We start from the raw sequence: 21398 nt of genomic DNA, 5'->3' as shown, positions 1-21398 counted from the left end.
GAAAGCTCCAAATTATGATAAAAAAATCCCCTTTTTAACGCTGGAAATACCTCCAAACGTTGGTATTACAGCGTTTTTTTGCTGTCTAAAACCGTTACACAATTGAAAAATAACTATTGCTTCTTTTGTGATAGTCTATGTATAGGCAAAAAAGTTTTGAGAGGGGTATAACAAAAGTATGAATAAGAAATGGTTATTACCGATTTTTGCATCTTTCATGTTATTTTCAACTACTAATATAAATACTGCTGAAGCAGCGACTAAAGCAGATGTTACAGATACAGCTTCTAAATATTTAGGTGTTCCATATAAATACGGAGGTACAACGACTAGCGGTTTTGATTGCTCTGGCTTTACTTCTAAAGTATTTTCAGACTTAGGTATACAACTAAACCGTACGTCAGGCTCACAGTATCAACAAGGTACTGCAGTAGCAAAGAGCGATCTTCAAGTGGGCGATTTAGTATTTTTCAATACAAGTGGCAGTGGTATTTCACATGTGGGTATATACATAGGTGATGGTAAAATGGTCCACTCTCAAACTGGCCAAGGTGTAAGCTATTCAAATGTTGATGACCCGTACTATTGGGGTTCTCGTTATGTAGGGGCTAAACGTGTTGCTACATTTGATGCAGCTGAAGTAAAACAAGCAGCCATTGACTTTTCAGTCTATGCTTCTCGTGCTGAGGTAGCTGTACAAATTGCAAAAGCTTTGAGCTTAGATACATCCAATACAACTACTAGTTTCGTAGATGTTAAACCAACAAGTGCCAATGCAGGTGCTATCGCAGCAGTAGAGAAATTAGGAATCTTTGAGGGCGATGCTAACGGTAAGTTCAACCCGGCTTCACCAATTACTCGTGCGCAAATTGCAAAAGTATTAGTTTTAGCATTTGGCCTTGAAAATCAAGGTGACACAGTAGCATTTAGTGATGTACCACAAGATAGCTGGGCTAGTAGCTATGTTTCTATTCTTGCATCAAATGGTATTACAAATGGTGATGGAGATGGAAGCTTCGGATCTGACGAGCTATTAAAAATCAATCAACTAAAAGTATTTATTGATAGAATTCAACAACGATAATTTTCTGTAATTTACAGTAAATTATGTTATAGATTGCAAGAAATGATCTTTTGAATAACGTATAATGGAAGAAGGGTTTGCAATCGCAGACTCTTCTATTTTTATGATAATTTTGTAGGAAAGGGGTTGCTTGGAAAAAATTAATTTTAACAGTTCTATTGTATGATGCGTAATTTAGCTAATTTTGTTAAAATGGACACGTTAAGAGAACAAGAAGGGAGGAAATAAGACATTGAACATCAAAAAACTTAGTCTTATCTTGTGCGTCTTATTCATTTCGGCTTCTATGTTAACGATACATAGTGCAAGTGTCAGTGCAGCTACTAATTCAAATATTACATTTGAAGATGTCACTAAAAATCACCCAGCCTATGAAGAAATCAATTATTTAGTAAATTTGGGTGTGATTCAAGGCTACTTTGTAAATGGTAAAAGAGTCTTTGGCCCAAATAATAGTGTAACAAGAGGACAAGCAGCTAAAATGGTAGTTGTTGCTTCAGGTAACAAACCATTAGTCGTGAATAAATCAAGCTTTTCAGATGTTACAGTCGGCACAGAAATGTCAGGTTACATAGAACGTGCTGTACAATTAGGATTATTCGACAAAAATATCAAAGGTCAATTCCTACCGAACAAGCCTCTAACTCGTGGTGAAATGAGTTATGTATTAACAAAGGCATTTAATTTAGATACTAGTGAATATGAGGGAATTGACTCACCATTTACGGATGTAGGAATCACACATGAATATGTGAAATATATTAATACTATTTATTATAATGGTATTACAAATGGGACAGGTAAAACGTATTTACCAAGCAGCACAGTAACACGTTCACAATTTTCACTATTCGTTGCACGTGCAAACAATGAAAAATATCGTTTAGAATTGCCCGTGAAAGGCTCGTCTGTGCCTGATACATCTCAAGTGATTGGCTTAGTAAAGGTGACAACAGATGGCTTAAATATCCGTAAAACAATGGATTCTAGTTCTAACGCTAACATTGTAGGTAAAGTGAATACAGGCGGTAAATTATCAGTCTATGCAGTAGAAGGCAATTGGTTAAAAGTAACCTATAAAGGTGCCTACGCTTATGTCTTTAAACAATATGCACAATTTTTAGATGCAGATGGCAATGAATTAGGTTCAGTAGAGAAAGAAGTAACACCTAAATTTAATATCAATTTATATGTGAAACCAACTTCTTCATCTAAAGCCATTTTAACGATCAAAAATAAAGAAAAATTACCAGTTTATAAGCAAGTCGGTGGTTATTACTTAACACAAGTTAATGGTTTACCAGGTTATGTCGTTGCAGCAAGCACAGAAGATGCTGTTGTTGAAGAAAAGCCTGACCCAACACCACCACCAACTACACCTCCAGCTTCAGGAGAAGTACTAGGAAGAGTAACAGTTGATAACCTCAATGTACGTAGTCAAAGTAATTCAACTTCAGCAGTGTTATTTAAATTAAACAAAGGAAAGTATGTCCAAGTTCACAGCATTAATGGTTATTGGGCAGAAATCACATATGATGGTCAAACAGGATATGTTCATAAATCCTATATCAAACTATTAAATCAAAATAATAAGCCTTTACAAAACCGTATTATCATTCTAGACCCAGGTCACGGTGGTAAAGATCCAGGGACTGTAAAAGGTTCTGCTGCTGAAAAGAACATTACATTAAAAGTTAGTACACAAGTGAAGCAATTACTAGAGAATGCTGGTGCAAAAGTTTATATGACACGTACTGGTGATACGTATCCATCATTACAAGATCGTGTAGACTTCACTCAAGCAAACTATGGTGAGATTTTCGTTAGTGTCCATGTCAACTCTGCTGCCAATGCGTCAGCACAGGGTACTGAAACATATTATGCAATATCTACTGGAGATATGTATCAGGAGGACATTGATTTAGCTACATTTGTTAACAACCAAATTGTTAACAATTTAAACATGAAAAACCGTGGTGTGAAGCAAGAGCAATACTACGTAATTCGTAATATGGTCATTCCATCTATTTTAGTAGAACTTGGTTTCTTAACGAATACTGAGGATAACAATAAAATGACAAATGACCAATACGTTAAACTATTTGCAGAATCTATTTACAACGGTATTTTGCAATATTATAAAAAACAATAAGTTTTAAGGAACGATTCCAAAGGTGTACAAGCTTTTGGGATCGTTTTTTCTTACTTTATACATACCCCACTTCGTGAAAATCAAACAAACTATGGAAAGCAGTTAATGGAGATCATTTAAATTTGAGAGTTTGCCTTTGTTTTCGTGGGACGAAGAGTATTATTGAATGATCATAGAGAACGTTTACGATATTTCTCACACAATAAATAAATCTGCGCAAAGCGATAAGAAATCATTGAATGAGTCTTTACAGATGCGATAGAGAAGAGTAAATAGCACAATGAATCGAGTTGAACATCTCGATTCATTGTGTCGACAGTATAAAAATGGCTGCCTTGCTTGAAGGCAGCCATTTGCTATTATTTCACGGTATTGATGAACTTAATATAATCTTTACTAATATAGGCTGGTTCCGTGTGAAGTTTATCTGAAATCACTTGATACCAACCATTTGCACTTGTATCTGTAACAATTACCGGCATATTACTTTTACTAAATGTAAATAATGGGCTTTGACTTGTTGATGCATCTGCACGAACATTCAGACCAGATGTTGTAGTTAGTGCAATTTTATAAGGGTTATTTGCATCTTTAAAGCCTAAGGATTTTTCAGCACGATAGTAGTGTCCAGCGATTTTAGCGCCCCAGAAAGGATCAGAGGCATATTTTACGTTAAAGCCGATAGCCTTTGAGCCAACAACTGCACCATTCGTATAACGTCCGCCTGGTGTAATATAATTTGGCTGTAAAAACTTCTCAACAAGCTCATTAATATTGGCGCTAACACTATCAAACTTCTTGTTCAGTGGATTCGTGTCATAAACATATAATCCAAATAGATTGTTCAAGTTTTGAGCGTGATCACTCATACCATAGGCACTCTCATGCTGTGCAAGAGCTAGGATCAGCATAGCGTTAATGTGAGCGTTAGCTTCTATGTCTTTTAATACAGAGCCTAAGCCAATTAGCTTACTTTTTGTTGTAGCATTCTTATAAATAGAAGCACCAGAGCTTTCTACTTCCGCTAGTTTATTCATAATATATTGATCGATCTCTTCGGCTGTATAGTGGGTTGTAGCACGAGCAGGTAAGAATTGATAGTAATTGTAGCCTTCTCCTTTGGAAGAGCCGTTTGCATTGGTGAAATTAATGCCATCCCAGCTAAAGTATTTTTCACCTTGCTTCATAAAGCTAGGGGCCTTACCGTAGACGTAACTAGATGAATATTTATTTGTTTTATAATCGTATAAAGTGTGTTTTATTTCGCCATTCTCATTTGTGTAATAAGAACGTCCCTTTACTAAAGCAGAGGGAATTAAGCTAACGTCAGCCTGTTTTAAATAGCCTACATGACCAGCTAAGCGCACCTTTACTTGTGTAGCATCGCTGCCTAGGTATTCCATTTCTGTATTACCAGCAACTGCGATTTGATCCTTAATTGTTTCAGAATTCAGTGCAACATAATTATTCGTTACAACGTAACCTGAAGTCATTTTGATAATTTTATTATTTTGCGTAATCACGAACGAGCTATTTGACATCGCTTTTTCAGCAGCCTCAAAGCTAGTGAAAGTTTGCTTGTCTACTAGAGTCCCATTTGAAATTTCTTTCAAAATATAGGCAGTTGTATTCCCTTCATTCCCCGTATTACCATTGTTATTGGAATTGCCATTCTCATTATTGTCGGTATTTTCACTGTTTTCATTACTGCCTGTATCTACCTGGTCAGCAAGAAGAATTAAACGAAGGATGAAAGTAGAAGCTTCGCCGATTGTGGCATTATCTCTAGGTAAGAACATGCCATTAGAGCTTCCTTTAATAAGCCCTAATTGTGCACCAATTGCAACATCCTGACGGAAATCTTTGAAAATAGTGGCATTATCCTTGAATGTAATAGAGGAAGTACCTTTTGGTATTTTTAAATAATCAACAGCTCTAATGAGCATAACTGCCATATGCTCTCTTGAAATATTTGCGTCTGGCTTGAATGTGCCATCTGTATAGCCTGTGATAATTCCAGCAGTAGCAGCAAGTTTAATTTCTTTTGCATACAAATATGTGTCAGGGACATCTGTAAACGTTATCGCGCTCTTTGTGTCCAAATCTAAAGCTTTTGCTATGTATGTGGCAAATTCACCGCGTGTAACCGTTGCATTTGGGCGATAGCTGCCATTTGCATCTTTAAGTAAAGCCTCTTTGGAAATTAAATAACGCAGCCCGCTTTCATGCATATGTCCTGACAGCTCATCAGCATAGGCTGATTGTGGTTGCCAAATAACTAGACCAACAAGCATCATGAGCAACATAAAAATTGATAGTTTTTTCATAGTTTTACCCTCCTAAACTGATATCATTTTAACAAAGTTATACAATCAATATAAGGGTCAAATGTTAGAAATCACTTAAAATATACCAGCTTATTATAGGTAAATAGTATTCTTTCGGAATGTGTAGAGAGAATTAGACAAGAAGCTAAACAGGGGAGTGAACGAAAAATTACATGAGTTTCTTCTATTATATATGTTATTTATGTTAGTACATAAAAATAAAGCCATACTTGTTTACTAAGAAACAATGTATGGCTTTTATGGGAAATGCTAATTAAAGCATTTCTGAAGTTGTTTTAGCTTGCATATGCAGTTGTAGGTAGTCTGGGCCACCAGCTTTTGAGTCTGTACCTGACATGTTAAAGCCACCAAATGGTTGGTAACCTACGATTGCACCTGTACAGCCACGGTTGAAGTAAAGATTTCCTACATGGAAGTCTTGACGAGCTTTTTCTAAGTTCATACGGTTTTTCGTGATAACTGCACCTGTTAAGCCGTATTCTGTGTCGTTTGCGATGTCAATTGCTTGATCGAAGTCTTTTGCTTTTGCAATCGCAACAACTGGTCCGAAGATTTCTTCTTTCATAATACGAGCTGAAGGATCAACGTCAGCGAATACTGTTGGTTGTACGAAGTAACCTACTGAATCGTCAGCTGTACCACCAGCTACTAGACGACCTTCGCCTTTACCGATTTCGATGTACTCAGTAATTTTGTTGAAAGCAGCTTGGTCGATAACTGTTGCCATGAAGTTGTTGTAATCTGTTGGGTCTCCAACTGTTAAAGCATTTGTTAATTCAACCACGCGCTCTACTACTTGGTCATACACATCTTCTACGATGACTGCACGAGAACATGCTGAACATTTTTGACCTGAGAAACCAAATGCTGATTTCACGATCGATTGTGCAGCTAGCTCTAAATCTGCTTCTTTATCAACAACGATTGTATCTTTACCGCCCATTTCCGCGATAACACGTTTAATCCAAATTTGACCTTCATTTAACACAGAAGCACGTTGGTTAATACGTAAACCGACATCACGTGAACCTGTGAAGCTGATGAAGCGAGTTTTTGGATGATCGACTAAGTAGTCACCCACTTCAGCACCAGAACCTGGTACGAAGTTAACAGCTCCAGCTGGAAGACCAGCTTCTTCTAATACTTCGATAAATTTATATGCTACAACTGGAGTTGTTGACGCTGGTTTTAATAACACTGTGTTCCCTGTTACTAAAGCAGCTACTGTTGTACCAGCCATGATTGCAAATGGGAAGTTCCACGGAGAAATCACAATACCGATTCCTAATGGAATGTAGTCATAACGGTTGTATTCACCTGGACGGCTTTCTACTGGTTGTCCATCTTTAATGCGTAGCATTTGGCGACCATAGTATTCTAGGAAGTCGATAGCTTCTGCTGTATCTGCATCAGCCTCTGCCCATGGTTTACCAGCTTCTTTTGTTAATAATGCAGAGAATTCATGTTTGCGACGACGGATAATTGCTGCTGCTTTGAAAAGAACATCTGCACGAATAGCTGGATCAACTTTTTTCCAAGTTTTAAATGTTTCATCTGCTGCTTGCATCGCTTTTTCAGCTAAATCTTTGCTCGCTTTAGAAACGCGACCAATCACTTCTGTTTTCTTTGCAGGGTTATATGAAACGATTTTATCTTCTGTTGTAATGCGTTCGCCACCGATAATTAGTGGGTAGTCTTGACCTAAGTAACCTTCAACTTTATTTAAAGCCTCTACATAAGCATTATAGTTTGCTTCTTGTGAAAAATCTGTAAATGGTTCGTGTTTGTATGGAATCATGTGAGTTTCCTCCCCTGGATAAAGAGTGCCAAATGATTATGCACCTTTAAAGATTTTATTAATTATATAATGCAATATTATTTGGCATTAATCAACTCAAATATTAAAACTTTTTTTAATTTTTGTATCTGTCTTTCTTATTGGTGTTAGAATAAGCTTAATGGAATGCAGGAGGACAAGATGGATAATAATGTATTACAAAGTATTTATAAATACGTCATTGAAAAAGGTGATATGGGAATTTGCGTAGTAGATACAGAAGGCAAGTTACTCATCTACAATAAAAAAATGCGAGAATTAGAAGGCGTTAATGAAGACGAGTATGAGGAGAGACGAGCCTTAGAGATTATTGATTTCGAAATTGAAAAAAGTGATATTTATAAGGTCCTAAGTTCTGAAACGCCAATTCTCAATGTTAAAAAAACGTATTGGAATAAAAAAGAACAAGAAGTGACCTACATAAGCAATATTTATCCGTTGCACTATGAAGGTGCTTTAGTGGGGGCTGTGGAATTTGCACGAGATATTACACAGCTTGAATATATGATGTATCAGCCATTAAGAAGATATGGTGCCCCTTTGACATTTGATATCATTACGGCTGTATCGCCAGTTATGAAGGATGTTATTGAAAAGGCAAAGATTGTAGCGTTAAGTAGAATGCCTGTTGTGCTAATAGGAGAGTCAGGCACAGGGATTGATATGGTGGCCGAGGGTATTCATCATGATCTAAAGGTGCAAAATGATATGTTTATTGCTTTAATTTGCCGTCGAGACGAGAAAACGGTGTTAAAGCAATTCGAAAAATACATTGTTGAAAAAGAAAAAATCACCTTCTTTGCCGAGCGAATCGAATATTTATCGCTTGAAGCCCAGGAAAAGATTGTTGAGCTTTTCAACAACCATCCAAATCATCAGCATGTTTTAATCGCAAGTGTTGGCAAAGACCCGATAGATTTAATTCAAAAGCAAGAGTTATCCAAAAAGCTTTACCGACTATTTTCAGGGATCACCATTTATGTGCCACCGTTACGGGAAAGAAAAGAAGATATTATGCCCTTTATTGACGATTATTTCAAAAGGCATCGTGACAGCTTTGGCTCTTCCATCCAAGGGCTTTCCGAAGAAGTGCGAGAAACGTTTTTAAAGTATGATTGGCCAGGGAATTTAAAGGAATTAGAAGTTCTTTTGGATGAAATCACGTCATTGATCACAAATGAAACGATAGTGGAATCGCATATGCTGCCCGTTCATTTCAAGTGGAAAATCCAAAGCTCCTGTGAGGAAGCCGAACAAGAAGTTCCAACGAGTGACTTGTTTGTTATTAAAAATCAACAGGACATTCGACCGTTAGATGTCTACATGAAGGAAGTAGAGGAGTATTATATTTCAAAAGCATTAGACTTTCATCAAGGGAATATTTCTAAAACTGCAGCAGCACTGGGCATTCGTCGACAAAGCTTACAATATCGTGTGAAAAACTTTAAGCTCAATAAAAAAAGCGAAAACATTGATTAACGATGTATTCGCTTTTTTGATGTAATGATAGAGCTAAGTATTTAACCCTTCAGTTTTTATTTTCCTTTTTTAGAAAGACGGCCAAGTGCAAATGCTGCTGCACCGATGCCGATTGCTACGTTCGTTTTTTTATTAAACACTTGTTTTGTTACAAGCGTTAAATTTTGAGGACGTTCAGCTAAACGGCGCATAAAGTATCCATACCAATCGTTTCCAAATGGTAAGTATGTGCAGAAGTTATAGCCTTCACGAGCAAGATCTAATTGCATTTCTTTACGGAAACCGTATAACATTTGGAATTCAAATTTATCATTTGGAATATTGTGCTGTTTCACAAATTGCTTCACATGGTTGATCACATTATGATCGTGTGTAGCGATAGAAGTGAATTTACCATGTAACAAATGATGTTCAATTAGTTTTAGGTAGTTACGGTCGATATCGACTTTTGATTGGTACGCTACATTTTCTGGCTCTTTGTAAGCACCTTTTACAATACGTAAACGGAAGTTTTTGTATTTTTCAATATTTTCTTCTGACTCAAAGAAGTAAGCTTGAATAACTGTACCTACGTTATCAAATTCTTTGTGTAACTCCTCCAATAATTCAAAAGAGCTGTGTAAACGTTCGTAGTTTTCCATATCGAAATTCACGAAAATATTATATTGATGTGCAAGAGCTACAATCTCTTTTAAGTTTTCGTAGCAGAATGCATAATCAATATCTAAACCTAATTGTGAAGGCTTAAGTGAGATGTGCGCATCAAGCTGCTCATCATGAATCGCTTGCACGACAGCTAAGATATTATTTTTTGCAGCAGTTGCTTCTGATTTTTCGTAAACGAATTCACCTAGGTTATCGACTGTACAAGAAATATTAGCTTTGTTTAATTCTTTAATCGATTGCACAACTTCAGGTAAGCTTGTACCGGCAACAACACTTTGAGCACCCATTTTTAGCCCATATTTTTGTGCAGCACTATTTAATAATTTGTTCTCTGATAAGTAAATGAAAAAATCACGTAATACCATCATATGCCTCCAAAATTGAAAATTTTAAATTCTTGGCGATTATAACACTTTTTCTGAAAAGTAAAATGGTTTGATTTTTAGAAAAAAATTTTTTTAAGGGAGGGAAATGGGCTAAAAGTATTGTGGGGATTGACTTTTTATGAGCTAAATATACAAACAAAAAAATTTTTTTCAAAAAAAAGGACTTTTCAAAATAATAGATTTGCATTATGTTGGTAAGTATATGTGTAAAATGATATTATTGTAATTTTCGGAAATTTAAACGAGTAGGTTTTTGGCACTAAACTATTATTTTGACATAATTTTATGTGAAGAAGAATAGTGGATATCTTAGAAGAAATTCTTGGATATCCACTTTGTATTTATCGATGTAAACAGCATATAAATATTAGTTTATAGTAAAAAAAGGAGGGTGTATTCTTAGTAAATAGTGTATAATTATGGTTAAATTATGAACAAATTGTTAAAAATAGTTACTTTTGATTTAGAATAGTGTGTCTATCATACAGAAGATATATGATTACTCTAAACTAAGATAAGGTGGAAAGTATGCCGAGAGGGAGAAAATTTAATTCAAATGGTGAACGAAGCAAACAACTATTACTTGAAAAAGCGATAGAGCTTTTTTCCGATAAAGGTTATCATCATACAAAAATTAGTGACATTGTAAAGGCAGCTAATGTAACACAGCCAACCTTTTATTTGTATTATAAAAGTAAGGATGCACTTTATAACGATTTGAATACACAATTTCAAAGTGGATTTTTTGACGTGATGAATAATAAGTCAGCAGAAATTGTTGAAAATGGATTGCAGGGCTTTGTCGCTTTGCTAGAGCAAAAGTTAGTAAACCTATTTGTTTACATCGTTGAAAATCCGAAATTAACGAAAATAGGTTTTATTGAATCGGAGCAATCAAGCTTAGTGAAGATCCAATTGACACAGCAATTGATCCATCTTATTTATCTTCATGATTGCGACAAAGATTTGCAGCTGTGTAATGTGGATATCAAAATAATGATTGATAGTTTAGTAGGTTCAATAGAAAGATTAATAGTAACCAATTTATTAGAACATAAAAGATTACCTGCTGAACTAGCGAATGACATTGTCCAATTATATTTTTGGAAAACAAAAGAAGTGGTATAAAAAATCCTCTCATCGATATTTGCTATCGCTGAGAGGATTTATTTATTTATTTATTTTTATATGCTGATAGTAGCCTTTTTGTACTTTGCTATGTGTATTTGGATGAATAAGTAGCATATATTCTTGGTCTGGTGATAACGGCTTTGTTGGTGTAACAATAAGTGTTTGCCCCTCAACTTTAGCAGTTGCCGAAACTTCATTAGCCCCTAAAGCAACAAGCTGAACACGACCCTTAGCAATTTGCGATGAGACTGGTAACGAAACTTTTACCGTTATTTTTTCTTTATTTGCGACGTTCTTCACAGTAGAGAGTTTTTTATATTTTGGATATTGCTCCTTTATTGCATCAAAATGGGCTTGAAAAATGGGAGCGGTTGTCGTTTGAATATTTGGTTTGACACCTACTTCATGAATAGTCTGACGAGCAGGTCCTGTGAATCTACCGACAGTTAGCTTTAGGTAGCTTCCATCATGAAGCGTATAAAAGCCCTGCATAGCACCTTTACCATATGTTGTTTCACCGTATAAAATAGCGGCTTTTTGGTCTTTTAATGATGCAGAAAGCATTTCCGAAGCACTAGCACTATAACGGTTGACTAAAATACGTGTATTTGCTGGGAACTTCGTATCTTGCTGAACTGCTGGGATTGTATAGGAGTCATGTGCTTCCTCCAACAAATAAGCTACTTTTGCAGATGGGAATAGTCCTGTCATTTCTTCCGCTGTTGTCACGTAGCCGCCACCATTATTTTGTAAATCCAAGATGAACGATTTAGCACCAAGCTGTTTTAGGTCAGTAAGAGCTTTTTTGACGAGCTGTGCACCATCTTCAGAGAATGAAGACATTGCTATATAGCCAACATTACCAAACAGTAATTCAGAGTGTACATTTGGTAATGTAAACTGTTTACGGGTAATCGTTTTAATCGATGTCGTTTCATTACTATGTTTCAAAGTAACATTCACCTTAGTACCTTCATCACCGATTAAGAGGGAAGAGGCTTCCTGCGTAGAGCGCCCCGCTATGGTCTCGCCATTTATACCGATAATGATATCTCCTGCCTGAACACCTGCCTCAAAGGCACCGCTGCCTTCAATGACTTGTAAAATATGAATGCCATCTTCATGTTCTTCAATCACTACACCAATCCCAATCGTTGATAGATTGATACTGTTCATGTAATCTTCAAATTCTTTTTTTGTAAAATAAGTTGAATAGGGATCGAGCATATCGATGATTTCTTTGATGGATGTGGCATTCTCTAAATCTCCATTGATTGTCCCCACATACGTATTACGAATAATTTCCTTCATTTCTTTGACTAGCTGAGGTTCATTACTAGCAGCGTGAGTAGTCGCGAATGGTAAGAGGAAAAAGCTTAAAACAAAGACAAAAGACCATATTAATTTTTTCATAGGACACCTCTTTTCTAGAGCTCAATCTTTAAATGCATCATTCTACTAAGGTGTAAGCAGATGGATACATTTAACAATTGACTATCTGATTTTTATTATACATCAAGCGAAGTTGATATGGGGGCTTTAATAAACAGAAAAAATCTGCTTCCTACTAAACAGGAAGCAGATTGAGAGGACTACTTTTTGAAAAGCTTATGAATAATAAAACCAATGAATGCACCGATAATCGCTGGCAATAACCATCCTAGATTTTGCTCATAGAGCGGCAATGCTTTAAGCACATTTTCATATGGTTCGATTGTAATTTTCATTTGCTTGAAGCCATCGTATAGACTGACAAAGAAAGTTGGAATAAGCGCTAAAATATAAACAACTTGTCCACCTTTAAAGAAATGATCAGCTAACGATAACACCATCAATACCATAGCTAATGGATAAATAATTAACAGGACAGGTAGAGATGCACTAATAATTGTTGAAAGTCCAACATTTGTAATGGCTGCACTTAAAATAGTGAATACAATTAAAAATGTTTTATATGAAATTTTAGGGAACAGCTTATGAAAATATTGTGCATTGGCCGTCAGTAAACCGACTGCTGTTGAAATACATGCTAGTAAAATAGTCGCAGACAAAATAATACTTCCAAAACTACCGAAGAGCACTTCAGCAGATTTTGCAATAATATCTCCACCATTTGTGGAGGAACCAATTGCCTGAATACTTGTGTTACCGATATGGCTAAGTGAGATATAAACAAATGATAAGCCGATAGCAGCAACGACACCTGCAAAAATCGTCGTATTGACTTGCTTTTTCGTATCTTTCATTCCCATATCACGCAATGCTTGTAAAATAACGATACCGAAAACAAGTGCACTTAGTACGTCCATTGTTAAGTAACCTTGTACAAAGCCTTCTGCAAAAGGAGACCCAATATATTTTCCTACAGCTTCTCCTGGCTCGCCCATTGGAGAGATAAAACTTTTAACAGCTAGTAATAAAATAACAAGAAGCAATGCGGGTGTTAGGATTTTTCCTACTCGGTCGACAAGCTTCGAAGGATTAATAGATAAGTAAAGAATTAAAGCAAAAAACAAAATAGATGTGATGAATAGGGGTGCCCAATGATCCTTCATAGCCTCAGGAAGAAATGGCACAATACCTATTTCATAAGATACGGAACCAGTTCGCGGCACAGCGAAGAATGGTCCGATGGCTAAATAAACAATAGAAGTAAAGATCACACCAAATACAGGGCTGACACGATTGGCTAACAGTTGTAAATCGCCCCCTGCTTTTGCGACAGCAACAATTGCTAGTAATGGTAAACCAACACCTGTAATTAGAAAGCCGATCATGGCTATCGTAATGTTCTCGCCGGCTTGTTGACCTAATAACGGTGGAAAAATAATATTACCAGCACCCAAGAACAAGGCAAATAGTAGTAATCCTACTGCTAAATTTCCTTTGATGAAATGCAAGATGTTTTTCATAAGTATAAAAACTCCTTTAAGATTGAAAAGATGAAACTTTCTAAAAATTTTAAATACAGAAGTGTATGTTATCATAGGAACGCTAATCTTGCAATGTATATATTATCGCAATATAGTCGGATTTCGTCGTATTTTATAGGTTTGCTAGAATGTTTGAAAAATAGTCAGTATTTCCGATTTTTCTTCAGGTAGTTATCTAGTATGATAGACACACAAGGAAATATTCTAGCACGAACGGAGGCACTTTGGAATGCAAAATACGAAAAAATGGAGAATTCTTGTTTTAAGCACTATTGCAACTTCATTTTTAGCACTACAACCAGCAGAAGCAGCAACATATACCGTACAAAAGGGAGATACTTTATCCAAAATCGCCAATAATCACCAAGTCACGATTGAGGATATCATGAAGTGGAATAATCTATCAAAAGATACGATTTATGTAGCTCAAAAGCTTGAGATTCAAAAGCAAGCAACGACTGAGGGGAAAAAACCTTCAATACCATCACCATCTGTGAAACTAACAGCTAGCTCTCATACTGTAGCGAAAGGTGACACATTATCAAAAATAGCAAAACAATATAATGTGACAATTAAGGATATAAGGGATTGGAACAAACTTGAGTCAGACATCATCTATATTGGACAAGTGTTAAAAATTACTTCAACAATAGTGCAACCCGACAGCAATCCTATACATAATAATGAAACTTCAGATGCGGGCACACCATCCAACGTAACAGCTAAAGATCCTACAGCAAATGGACAGACGATTTATAAAAAAACAGTTGAAGTTGCCAATACATTGGTTGGCACTCCATATCTATACGGTGGTAATACACCAGTAGGACTAGACTGTAGTGGCTTTATTTTTTATGCCTTTAATCAGGGTGGTTTAAAAATAGCAAGAGCAAGCAGTGAAGGATACTATAATGGCAATACAACGCAAGTAGAAAATCCAGTACCTGGGGATTTAGTATTCTTCGAGAATACCTATAAAGAAGGAATTTCTCATATGGGCATTTATCTTGGTGATAATAAATTCATCCATGCGGGCACAGACGGGGTAGAAATTTCGGACGTGACGAATTCTTACTGGTCTTCTAAATTAGTAGCATATAAACGTTTTGATGGCGTGAAATAAGAAAAGAAGCGATTTTTGCCTATGCAGAAATCGCTTTTTTGTGAGTTCAATAAAACCCCCTTCTGGTTAAGTTAGAAGGGGGTTACATGTTATTGTGTTACACGTGCTGTCCAACGAGAAAGGTCAGCACCTTTTGGGTTAACTAATTCGGCAGGGAAAATAAATGTCCAAGGTTTTGTTGAATTAGGTTGAACTGTTAAGACAGGATCCATTTTAAATGAACCTTTTGCTATTTGTTTTCCTCTTGCATCAATAATTTCAAGAGGTAGTTGTTCTAGGTTTATAGCCTTGTTATGGCCGTTACGAATAAAGATAGAGACATTTAAGCTACCATTATTCATAAATTTTGCTTGTAAACCTGTAAAGTTAACTTCGGTTTCTCCTAATTTTGGCAAGGTTTTAACAATCTTAGCAAGTTCCTCTTTTTGTTCTGCTGGTAGTTGTTCTTCCCAGGTAGGATCTAATTCTAATTGATGATCACGTAAAGATACTAGATTGAAAGCCAGTTTCCATCCTTCTTCCGGTATTTCATCAACTTTAATAGCTGATTTTTCAAATTCAAATACCCATGGACGAGCACTTTTCGCAGGGATTGTGCCAAGTGCTTTAAAGTCAAATTTTTTAGAAGCTAAAAGCTCATCGTTTTTATCCATGATAAAAAGTTCGATTTCACCAAGTTCAATCGCTTCAGAAAGCGAAGAACGGAAAAATGCTCGTACTTGCCATTTACCAGAACGGTCCTCATCAATACTAATTGAAGAAAGAGATAATTGATTTGGTTTTAATGGTTCTAGCTCATTAGCAAGAAAGTTAAAGATATATTTTTGCTCCTGAGGTACATCCCAATCTGGATGGAAAGAGAGCTTTGTTTCAACGCTATCATCATTGCTGTTATCTGCAGCAGTGTTTCCTAGTAAATCTTTTGAGTCAATTGTATTTTCTTGACCAACTTTGTCTGATTTTTTAAAGAATGAAAATAAACCCATTATTTATTGCTCCTCCTGTTGTGCTTCGATTGTTTTCATAAATCCAATAATTTCTATAATAATCGTACGACGTAATTCTTGGAAATTTTTAGCGAATAATTCTAGGCCTTCTCTTTGATAAATACGCATAGGATCTTCTTGTTGATAGTGACGAAGTCCAATTCCTTCTTTTAAGTGAGCCATAGCCTCTAAATGTTTTATCCAACCACTATCTATGTTGCTTAACATAATTTGAGGGATTACATCCATTACTTGTTCATTTTGGGAAAACGTATCCATTTTGGCAGTTAATTCGTCTACAGGAGCTTGTAGGGAATCTAAAATAGGTATAACCTTCCCGACTTCTCTATCAATGGTAACAGGAGATAGGAAAAGACTATTTAACGTCGCCTCTATACCATCATAGTCCCATTCAAACGACGGAATATCATCTGGTGTAGCATCCCGTACTGCAAAGTCAACTGTTTCGTATAACATTTGCTTTAATTGTTCTAATAAGTCTTCGCCAGCTAAAATTTTATCTCGTAGACCATAAAGAACATTACGCTGATCATTAATGACATCATCTAATTTTAAGTTATATTCTCGCATGCCGTATTGTGAACCTTCAACAATACGCTGTGTACGGTCAATTAGCTCTTGAACCTCTTTATTTTGGATGATGCCATTTTCGTCTACGACCATTTTTACAGAGAATTTTTCAACTTCTTCTTTTGCGTAACGACGGAACATATCATCTTCAATAGAGAGAATGAAGCGACTTTCGCCTACATCGCCTTGACGACCAGAACGACCCCGTAACTGATTGTCTACACGACGGCTTTCATGCTTTTCTGTACCAATTACATATAAACCACCGAGTTCATGAACTTCTTCACCTAGCATAATATCTGTACCACGGCCAGCCATATTTGTCGCTACAGTAATACGACCTTTTTGTCCTGCCTGAGAAATAAGCTCAACTTCTTGCTCTACCGTTTTTGCATTCAGTAATTGGAATGTTAATTTTTCTTTTTTCAGATAGTCAGCCACTGTTTCAGACTGTAAAATCGATGTTGTACCAATTAGAATTGGCTGGCCTTTTTCATGACGTTTTTTAACTTCAGCAGCAACATATTTATATTTTGCTTCCTGTGTGCTAAAGATAATATCAGGTTGATCGATACGTTGTCGTGGACGGTTTGTTGGGATTTGCACAACTTCCATGCCGTACACTTCTCGGATTTCTTTTTCCTGTGTTTTCGCTGTACCCGTCATCCCGGAAAGCTTCGGATACATACGGAAATAGTTTTGAATTGTGACTTGTGCCATTGACTTATTTTCATCTGTAATTGTTACGCCTTCTTTGGCTTCTATCGCTTGATGTAAGCCATCAGAAAGTGAACGGCCTTCTAAAATACGGCCTGTAAACATATCGACAAGTTCAATTTTATCTTCTTTCACAATGTAATCTACATCGCGTTTGAACATAACGTGTGCACGAACAGCTTGGATTACATAGTGGAAAAGTGTTTGATGTTCTAAATCATATAGATTGTCAATATTGAAGGCAGCCTCAACCTTTTCAATACCTTTATCTGTTAGGGAAGTAGCTTTCGTTTCATCATCGAAATCATAGTCTTCATCTTTCTTGAAACGTTTAGCTAACATAGCAGCAATGCGATGTAATTCATCGTTAGAAGGCATTTTACCTGCGATAATTAACGGTGTTTTTGCTTCATCGATTAATACACTATCCACTTCATCAATAATGGCGAAGTGATAAGGACGTTGCACTTTATCTGCTAGGCTATAGGCCATATTGTCACGTAAATAATCGAAACCAAATTCAGTACCAACACCGTATGTAATATCTGCATTATAAGCTTCTTTTTTCGCATCAGCTTCCATCATCGGTACATTTAAACCAACAGTTAAGCCAAGAAAACGATGGATTTGACCGACTAGCTCATAGTCACGCTTTGCTAGGTAATCATTTACTGTGATGACATGAACACCTTTACCTTCTAATGCACGCACATAGGAGGGAAGGGAGGCAACTAGTGTTTTACCTTCACCTGTTGGCATTTCAGCAATATTACCTTCTGTTAATACAAGACCACCGATCAGCTGTACATCAAAATGACGCATTCCTAATACACGCTTTGAGGCTTCGCGTACAACAGCAAATGCGTCCGGGATGATAGATGTAATAGGCTCACCTTGCTCTAATTGATCTTTGAAAATAAAAGTCATTTCTCGTAATTCGGCATCTGACTTGTTGACATATTTTTCTTCAAGATTGTTAATTTGATCTACTATTTTATAGTAGCGTTTTAATTGACGAGCACTTGTTTGCTCTTTGTTACTTTTGAAAATTGAGAACATGAAATATACGCTCCTTTAAAGTTGTCTAAATGCTAGACACTCCATTATTCTATCAAATTTTGCGAATGGTGACTACAATTGACTATATAGGAATCTATTAATGCTAAAATGTACAAAATATTTGTGAAATCGTGGAAAATGTTTAGAAAAAGTATATTTCAATGCTTGTTCATGCTATAATCAATGTGGATTTCAATGTAGATTATATTTTTTTGAGGAGGAGAGACATGCTTTACGTGTCTTTAATAGCAGCATTTGTTGCATCCATTTTGTTAACTCCATTAGTGAAACGTTTAGCGTTTAGAATAGGTGCAGTTGACGCACCAAACTATCGAAAAGTACATGCTCGAATTATGCCAAGACTTGGCGGTTTGGCGATTTTTCTTGCCTTTATCATCGGTGTGACGATTTTATATTCGTTTTTAGTCGATACGAAACATGGTAGTAATGAAGCTTTATTAGCTATCATTATTGGTGCTTGTATCATCGTTGTTACAGGTGTTATTGATGATATGCGTGAGATTTCCGCTAAAGCAAAAATGCTTGGTCAGCTAATTGCTGCACTGATTGTTGTTTTTGTAGGCGGTATTGATATTGATATGGTTAATCTACCGTTTTTAGGTACATTAGACTTTGGTTTACTGAGTATCCCATTAACAATTATTTGGATCATCGGTATTACCAATGCCGTAAATTTAATTGATGGCTTAGACGGTTTAGCTGCAGGTGTTTCTACGATTGCACTTATTACTTTAGCTGTAATGGCATTTATTATGAGCAATGTATTTGTATTAGCGTTAGCAGCCATTTTAGCTGTAGCTTCACTTGGTTTCTTATTTTATAATTTCCACCCAGCAAAAATCTTTATGGGTGATACAGGAGCACTATTCCTTGGATTTATGATTTCCGTGCTAGCATTACTTGGGTTTAAAAATGTTACATTCGTTTCGTTAATCATTCCAATTATTATTCTTGGTGTACCGATTTCTGATACATTCTTTGCGATTGTTCGTCGCGTACGTATGAAGAAAAAATGGTCTGATCCAGACAAATCACATTTACACCACCGTTTACTGGATATGGGCTTCACACATCGTCAAACGGTACTAATTATTTACGGTATCGCGATGATGTTTGGATTAGCAGCGATCATTTTCTCTATGGCAAAAGTTTGGGGCGCAATTTTACTAGTAGCTGTCATCCTAACAGCCATTGAAATCTTCGTTGAGATCATAGGGCTTGCTGGTAAAAACTATAAACCATTATTAAACTTTGTACGGATCTTTAGTAAATAAAATATATCAATCATACATATTGTGTGATTGCTCCGACCGTAGTCAAACTCAAAAATTTGAGAGTTTGACTACGGTTTTTTTATAGCCATGGCTCGAACTGTTTTTATCCAGGGTTTATGGATCCTGCTTTTCTATTATAGGATTGTTGCTCTAATTTTTTTACATAAACACCTTCTATTAAGTACGAAATTAAATCAATGGAGAAATGTTAACAATTGATTAACTGTTACTGCAACAACATAGGAAAGAATATTCAACACAGTTTTATGTATAGGAAATGAAAGGGGAGAGAAACTAAGTGAGCTAGTTTATTTGTGTTATGACAGGGTAAGAGAAAAGGGTAGCCGATTATCAAAGGATTGTAATACAAAAAGACCCTAGACAAGAAAGTTTGTCTAGGGTCTAAAAGTTTTATTGTTTATTCAATGATTGAATCATCATCACTAGCAGCACTATTTGTTCCTGTATTGCCACTTGTTAAGCTTGAGGATTGTTCATTTATGCCAAGATGGTTCTTGAAAATTTCTTTTACTTCTTCAACAGAATCCTGATTTAACTGGTAATAATAAATTCCAGTAGACATGTCATCTGTACCGTCCAATGTTAAAGAGTCGATACGTGGTGTGCCTTTTGATAAATAAGATAAGAAGGATTTCATTTCAGTGAATGTCATGTCCGTTTTCATATTATCACCAAGAGCTTTGATCACATCATCATATTTTGTAATGGAGCCAACCGAAGCGACTTTTTTAATAATCGCTGAAAGAATTTCTTGTTGACGTTTACCACGCTCGATATCGCTATCTTGCTTACGTGTTCTTGCGAGTGCAAGTGCTTGGCTACCATCTAAATGCTGTAAGCCTGGCTGTAAGTTAATTGTATACTTATCGAATTCATCTAATTCATGTAAAGCATAAGGTACTTCTGCTTCAATACCGCCTAAAGCATCAACTACATCAATAAAAGCATTGAAATTCATACGTACATAGTAATTGATAGGAATATCAAATAGGTCTTCTACTGTTTCAATAGTAGTAAGTGTTCCACCCATTGCATGCGCATGAGTAATTTTATCTTTATAGCCTACTTTAGGAATATAAACGTAAGAATCACGAGGAATGCTTAACATTTTAATTGTATGGGTTTTATTATTTAGTGTAGCTAAAACGAGTGCATCGGAACGTGAATGATCCGAACCTTGTCCACGATTATCACTATCATCAACCCCGACAAATAAAATAGATACATTATCATGTACCGGTTCTACTTTTTCTACACTTTGCTTAGAAACCTCTCGACCTTCTAATTCCTCATATGCTGAGTCTGCGGCATGCTCTACCTGTTTAGTAAGGTAAACAGCATAAGCCGTTACACAAATTACCAAGCTGGCAACTAATAGTAGTGTAACTTTTATAATTAATGAAGCTTTAGAAGACCTCTTTTTGTTTGGACTTACAGATCTTTTTTTCATAATAGATATATTCTCCTCTAATTATTGGGAATAATAATGCGATAAAGCTAAATTTTATTCAATTACTAAGAAGTAAACATGTGGTCGATAAAAATAGCCTAACAAAAAAATTATACTATGCGTATTTAGTTTCGACAATT

At 36.0% G+C, this 21398-nt stretch carries 14 protein-coding genes; 6 read left to right on the top strand and 8 right to left on the bottom strand.

Going from position 1 to position 21398, the window contains the following annotated elements:
* Positions 1 to 178 precede the first annotated feature (178 nt).
* Together SJW71_RS21010 and SJW71_RS21005 are read left to right on the top strand one after the other, a co-directional pair.
* Positions 179 to 1084 carry an NlpC/P60 family protein gene (locus SJW71_RS21010; RefSeq protein ID WP_431811475.1) on the top strand — a complete coding sequence of 302 codons (906 nt, stop codon included), beginning with the start codon at positions 179 to 181 and terminating at the stop codon, positions 1082 to 1084.
* A gap of 232 nt (positions 1085 to 1316) precedes the next feature.
* The gene (locus SJW71_RS21005; protein ID WP_312504927.1) at positions 1317 to 3236 is read left to right on the top strand and encodes an N-acetylmuramoyl-L-alanine amidase; all 1920 of its coding nucleotides are present in this window, start codon (positions 1317 to 1319) and stop codon (positions 3234 to 3236) included.
* 359 nt (positions 3237 to 3595) lie between these two features.
* Here SJW71_RS21005 and SJW71_RS21000 read toward each other — a convergent pair whose 3' ends face one another.
* Both SJW71_RS21000 and pruA read right to left on the bottom strand, forming a co-directional pair.
* Positions 3596 to 5563, bottom strand: a complete 1968-nt coding sequence (locus SJW71_RS21000; protein WP_431811474.1) for an S-layer homology domain-containing protein — start codon at positions 5561 to 5563, stop codon at positions 3596 to 3598.
* Between the two features lie 274 nt (positions 5564 to 5837).
* Positions 5838 to 7382: an L-glutamate gamma-semialdehyde dehydrogenase gene (gene pruA / locus SJW71_RS20995; RefSeq protein WP_274795599.1), complete on the bottom strand. Its 1545-nt coding sequence runs from the start codon at positions 7380 to 7382 to the stop codon at positions 5838 to 5840.
* Between the two features lie 180 nt (positions 7383 to 7562).
* Here pruA and SJW71_RS20990 point away from each other — a divergent pair, with 180 nt between their 5' ends.
* Complete coding sequence (locus SJW71_RS20990; RefSeq protein ID WP_274795600.1) at positions 7563 to 8900, top strand: sigma 54-interacting transcriptional regulator; 1338 nt, start codon at positions 7563 to 7565, stop codon at positions 8898 to 8900.
* A 56-nt stretch (positions 8901 to 8956) separates the two neighbouring features.
* Here the strand turns inward: SJW71_RS20990 and SJW71_RS20985 are convergent, their stop codons facing one another.
* Positions 8957 to 9931: a proline dehydrogenase family protein gene (locus SJW71_RS20985; protein ID WP_274797265.1), complete on the bottom strand. Its 975-nt coding sequence runs from the start codon at positions 9929 to 9931 to the stop codon at positions 8957 to 8959.
* 549 nt (positions 9932 to 10480) lie between these two features.
* Between SJW71_RS20985 and SJW71_RS20980 the strand changes: the two genes are divergently transcribed.
* On the top strand, positions 10481 to 11080 hold the full coding sequence (locus SJW71_RS20980) for a TetR/AcrR family transcriptional regulator (RefSeq protein ID WP_431811473.1): 600 nt from the start codon (positions 10481 to 10483) through the stop codon (positions 11078 to 11080).
* Between the two features lie 42 nt (positions 11081 to 11122).
* Here the strand turns inward: SJW71_RS20980 and SJW71_RS20975 are convergent, their stop codons facing one another.
* Both SJW71_RS20975 and brnQ read right to left on the bottom strand, forming a co-directional pair.
* Positions 11123 to 12496, bottom strand: a complete 1374-nt coding sequence (locus SJW71_RS20975) for a S41 family peptidase (RefSeq protein WP_274795602.1) — start codon at positions 12494 to 12496, stop codon at positions 11123 to 11125.
* Between the two features lie 179 nt (positions 12497 to 12675).
* The gene (brnQ, locus tag SJW71_RS20970) at positions 12676 to 13995 is read right to left on the bottom strand and encodes a branched-chain amino acid transport system II carrier protein (RefSeq protein ID WP_431811472.1); all 1320 of its coding nucleotides are present in this window, start codon (positions 13993 to 13995) and stop codon (positions 12676 to 12678) included.
* A gap of 250 nt (positions 13996 to 14245) precedes the next feature.
* Between brnQ and SJW71_RS20965 the strand changes: the two genes are divergently transcribed.
* Positions 14246 to 15139 (top strand): LysM peptidoglycan-binding domain-containing protein, encoded by an 894-nt coding sequence (locus SJW71_RS20965; RefSeq protein WP_431811471.1) that lies wholly within the window; start codon positions 14246 to 14248, stop codon positions 15137 to 15139.
* Positions 15140 to 15228: 89 nt separating this feature from the next.
* Here SJW71_RS20965 and SJW71_RS20960 read toward each other — a convergent pair whose 3' ends face one another.
* Both SJW71_RS20960 and secA2 read right to left on the bottom strand, forming a co-directional pair.
* Positions 15229 to 16125, bottom strand: a complete 897-nt coding sequence (locus SJW71_RS20960) for an accessory Sec system S-layer assembly protein (RefSeq protein ID WP_431811470.1) — start codon at positions 16123 to 16125, stop codon at positions 15229 to 15231.
* A gap of 3 nt (positions 16126 to 16128) precedes the next feature.
* Entirely contained in the window at positions 16129 to 18492 is a 2364-nt protein-coding gene (secA2, locus tag SJW71_RS20955) for an accessory Sec system translocase SecA2 (RefSeq protein WP_431811469.1), read from the bottom strand.
* Positions 18493 to 18719: 227 nt separating this feature from the next.
* Between secA2 and SJW71_RS20950 the strand changes: the two genes are divergently transcribed.
* A complete protein-coding gene (locus tag SJW71_RS20950) occupies positions 18720 to 19787 on the top strand; it encodes a glycosyltransferase family 4 protein (RefSeq protein ID WP_312504916.1) in 1068 nt (355 codons plus the stop codon).
* Between the two features lie 418 nt (positions 19788 to 20205).
* On the opposite strand, the gene SJW71_RS20945 is transcribed toward SJW71_RS20950, so the two are convergent.
* Positions 20206 to 21258: an LCP family protein gene (locus SJW71_RS20945; protein ID WP_431811468.1), complete on the bottom strand. Its 1053-nt coding sequence runs from the start codon at positions 21256 to 21258 to the stop codon at positions 20206 to 20208.
* Positions 21259 to 21398: the final 140 nt, after the last annotated feature.

This window comes from Lysinibacillus sp. FW12 (assembly GCF_050817245.1).
Lineage (GTDB): Bacteria > Bacillota > Bacilli > Bacillales_A > Planococcaceae > Lysinibacillus > Lysinibacillus irui.
Note: the sequence above shows the minus strand (reverse complement) of the source record. Positions and strands in the feature narration are given on the sequence as shown.

Excerpts from the sequence above, each read along its gene's own strand:
- SJW71_RS21010 (WP_431811475.1), top strand. The coding sequence starts at position 179 with ATGAATAAGAAATGGTTATTACCGATTTTTGCATCTTTCATGTTATTT.
- SJW71_RS21000 (WP_431811474.1), bottom strand. The coding sequence starts at position 5,563 with ATGAAAAAACTATCAATTTTTATGTTGCTCATGATGCTTGTTGGTCTA.
- pruA (WP_274795599.1), bottom strand. The coding sequence starts at position 7,382 with ATGATTCCATACAAACACGAACCATTTACAGATTTTTCACAAGAAGCA.
- SJW71_RS20990 (WP_274795600.1), top strand. The coding sequence starts at position 7,563 with ATGGATAATAATGTATTACAAAGTATTTATAAATACGTCATTGAAAAA.
- SJW71_RS20985 (WP_274797265.1), bottom strand. The coding sequence starts at position 9,931 with ATGGTATTACGTGATTTTTTCATTTACTTATCAGAGAACAAATTATTA.
- SJW71_RS20980 (WP_431811473.1), top strand. The coding sequence starts at position 10,481 with ATGCCGAGAGGGAGAAAATTTAATTCAAATGGTGAACGAAGCAAACAA.
- SJW71_RS20975 (WP_274795602.1), bottom strand. The coding sequence starts at position 12,496 with ATGAAAAAATTAATATGGTCTTTTGTCTTTGTTTTAAGCTTTTTCCTC.
- brnQ (WP_431811472.1), bottom strand. The coding sequence starts at position 13,995 with ATGAAAAACATCTTGCATTTCATCAAAGGAAATTTAGCAGTAGGATTA.
- SJW71_RS20965 (WP_431811471.1), top strand. The coding sequence starts at position 14,246 with ATGCAAAATACGAAAAAATGGAGAATTCTTGTTTTAAGCACTATTGCA.
- SJW71_RS20960 (WP_431811470.1), bottom strand. The coding sequence starts at position 16,125 with ATGGGTTTATTTTCATTCTTTAAAAAATCAGACAAAGTTGGTCAAGAA.
- secA2 (WP_431811469.1), bottom strand. The coding sequence starts at position 18,492 with ATGTTCTCAATTTTCAAAAGTAACAAAGAGCAAACAAGTGCTCGTCAA.
- SJW71_RS20950 (WP_312504916.1), top strand. The coding sequence starts at position 18,720 with ATGCTTTACGTGTCTTTAATAGCAGCATTTGTTGCATCCATTTTGTTA.
- SJW71_RS20945 (WP_431811468.1), bottom strand. The coding sequence starts at position 21,258 with ATGAAAAAAAGATCTGTAAGTCCAAACAAAAAGAGGTCTTCTAAAGCT.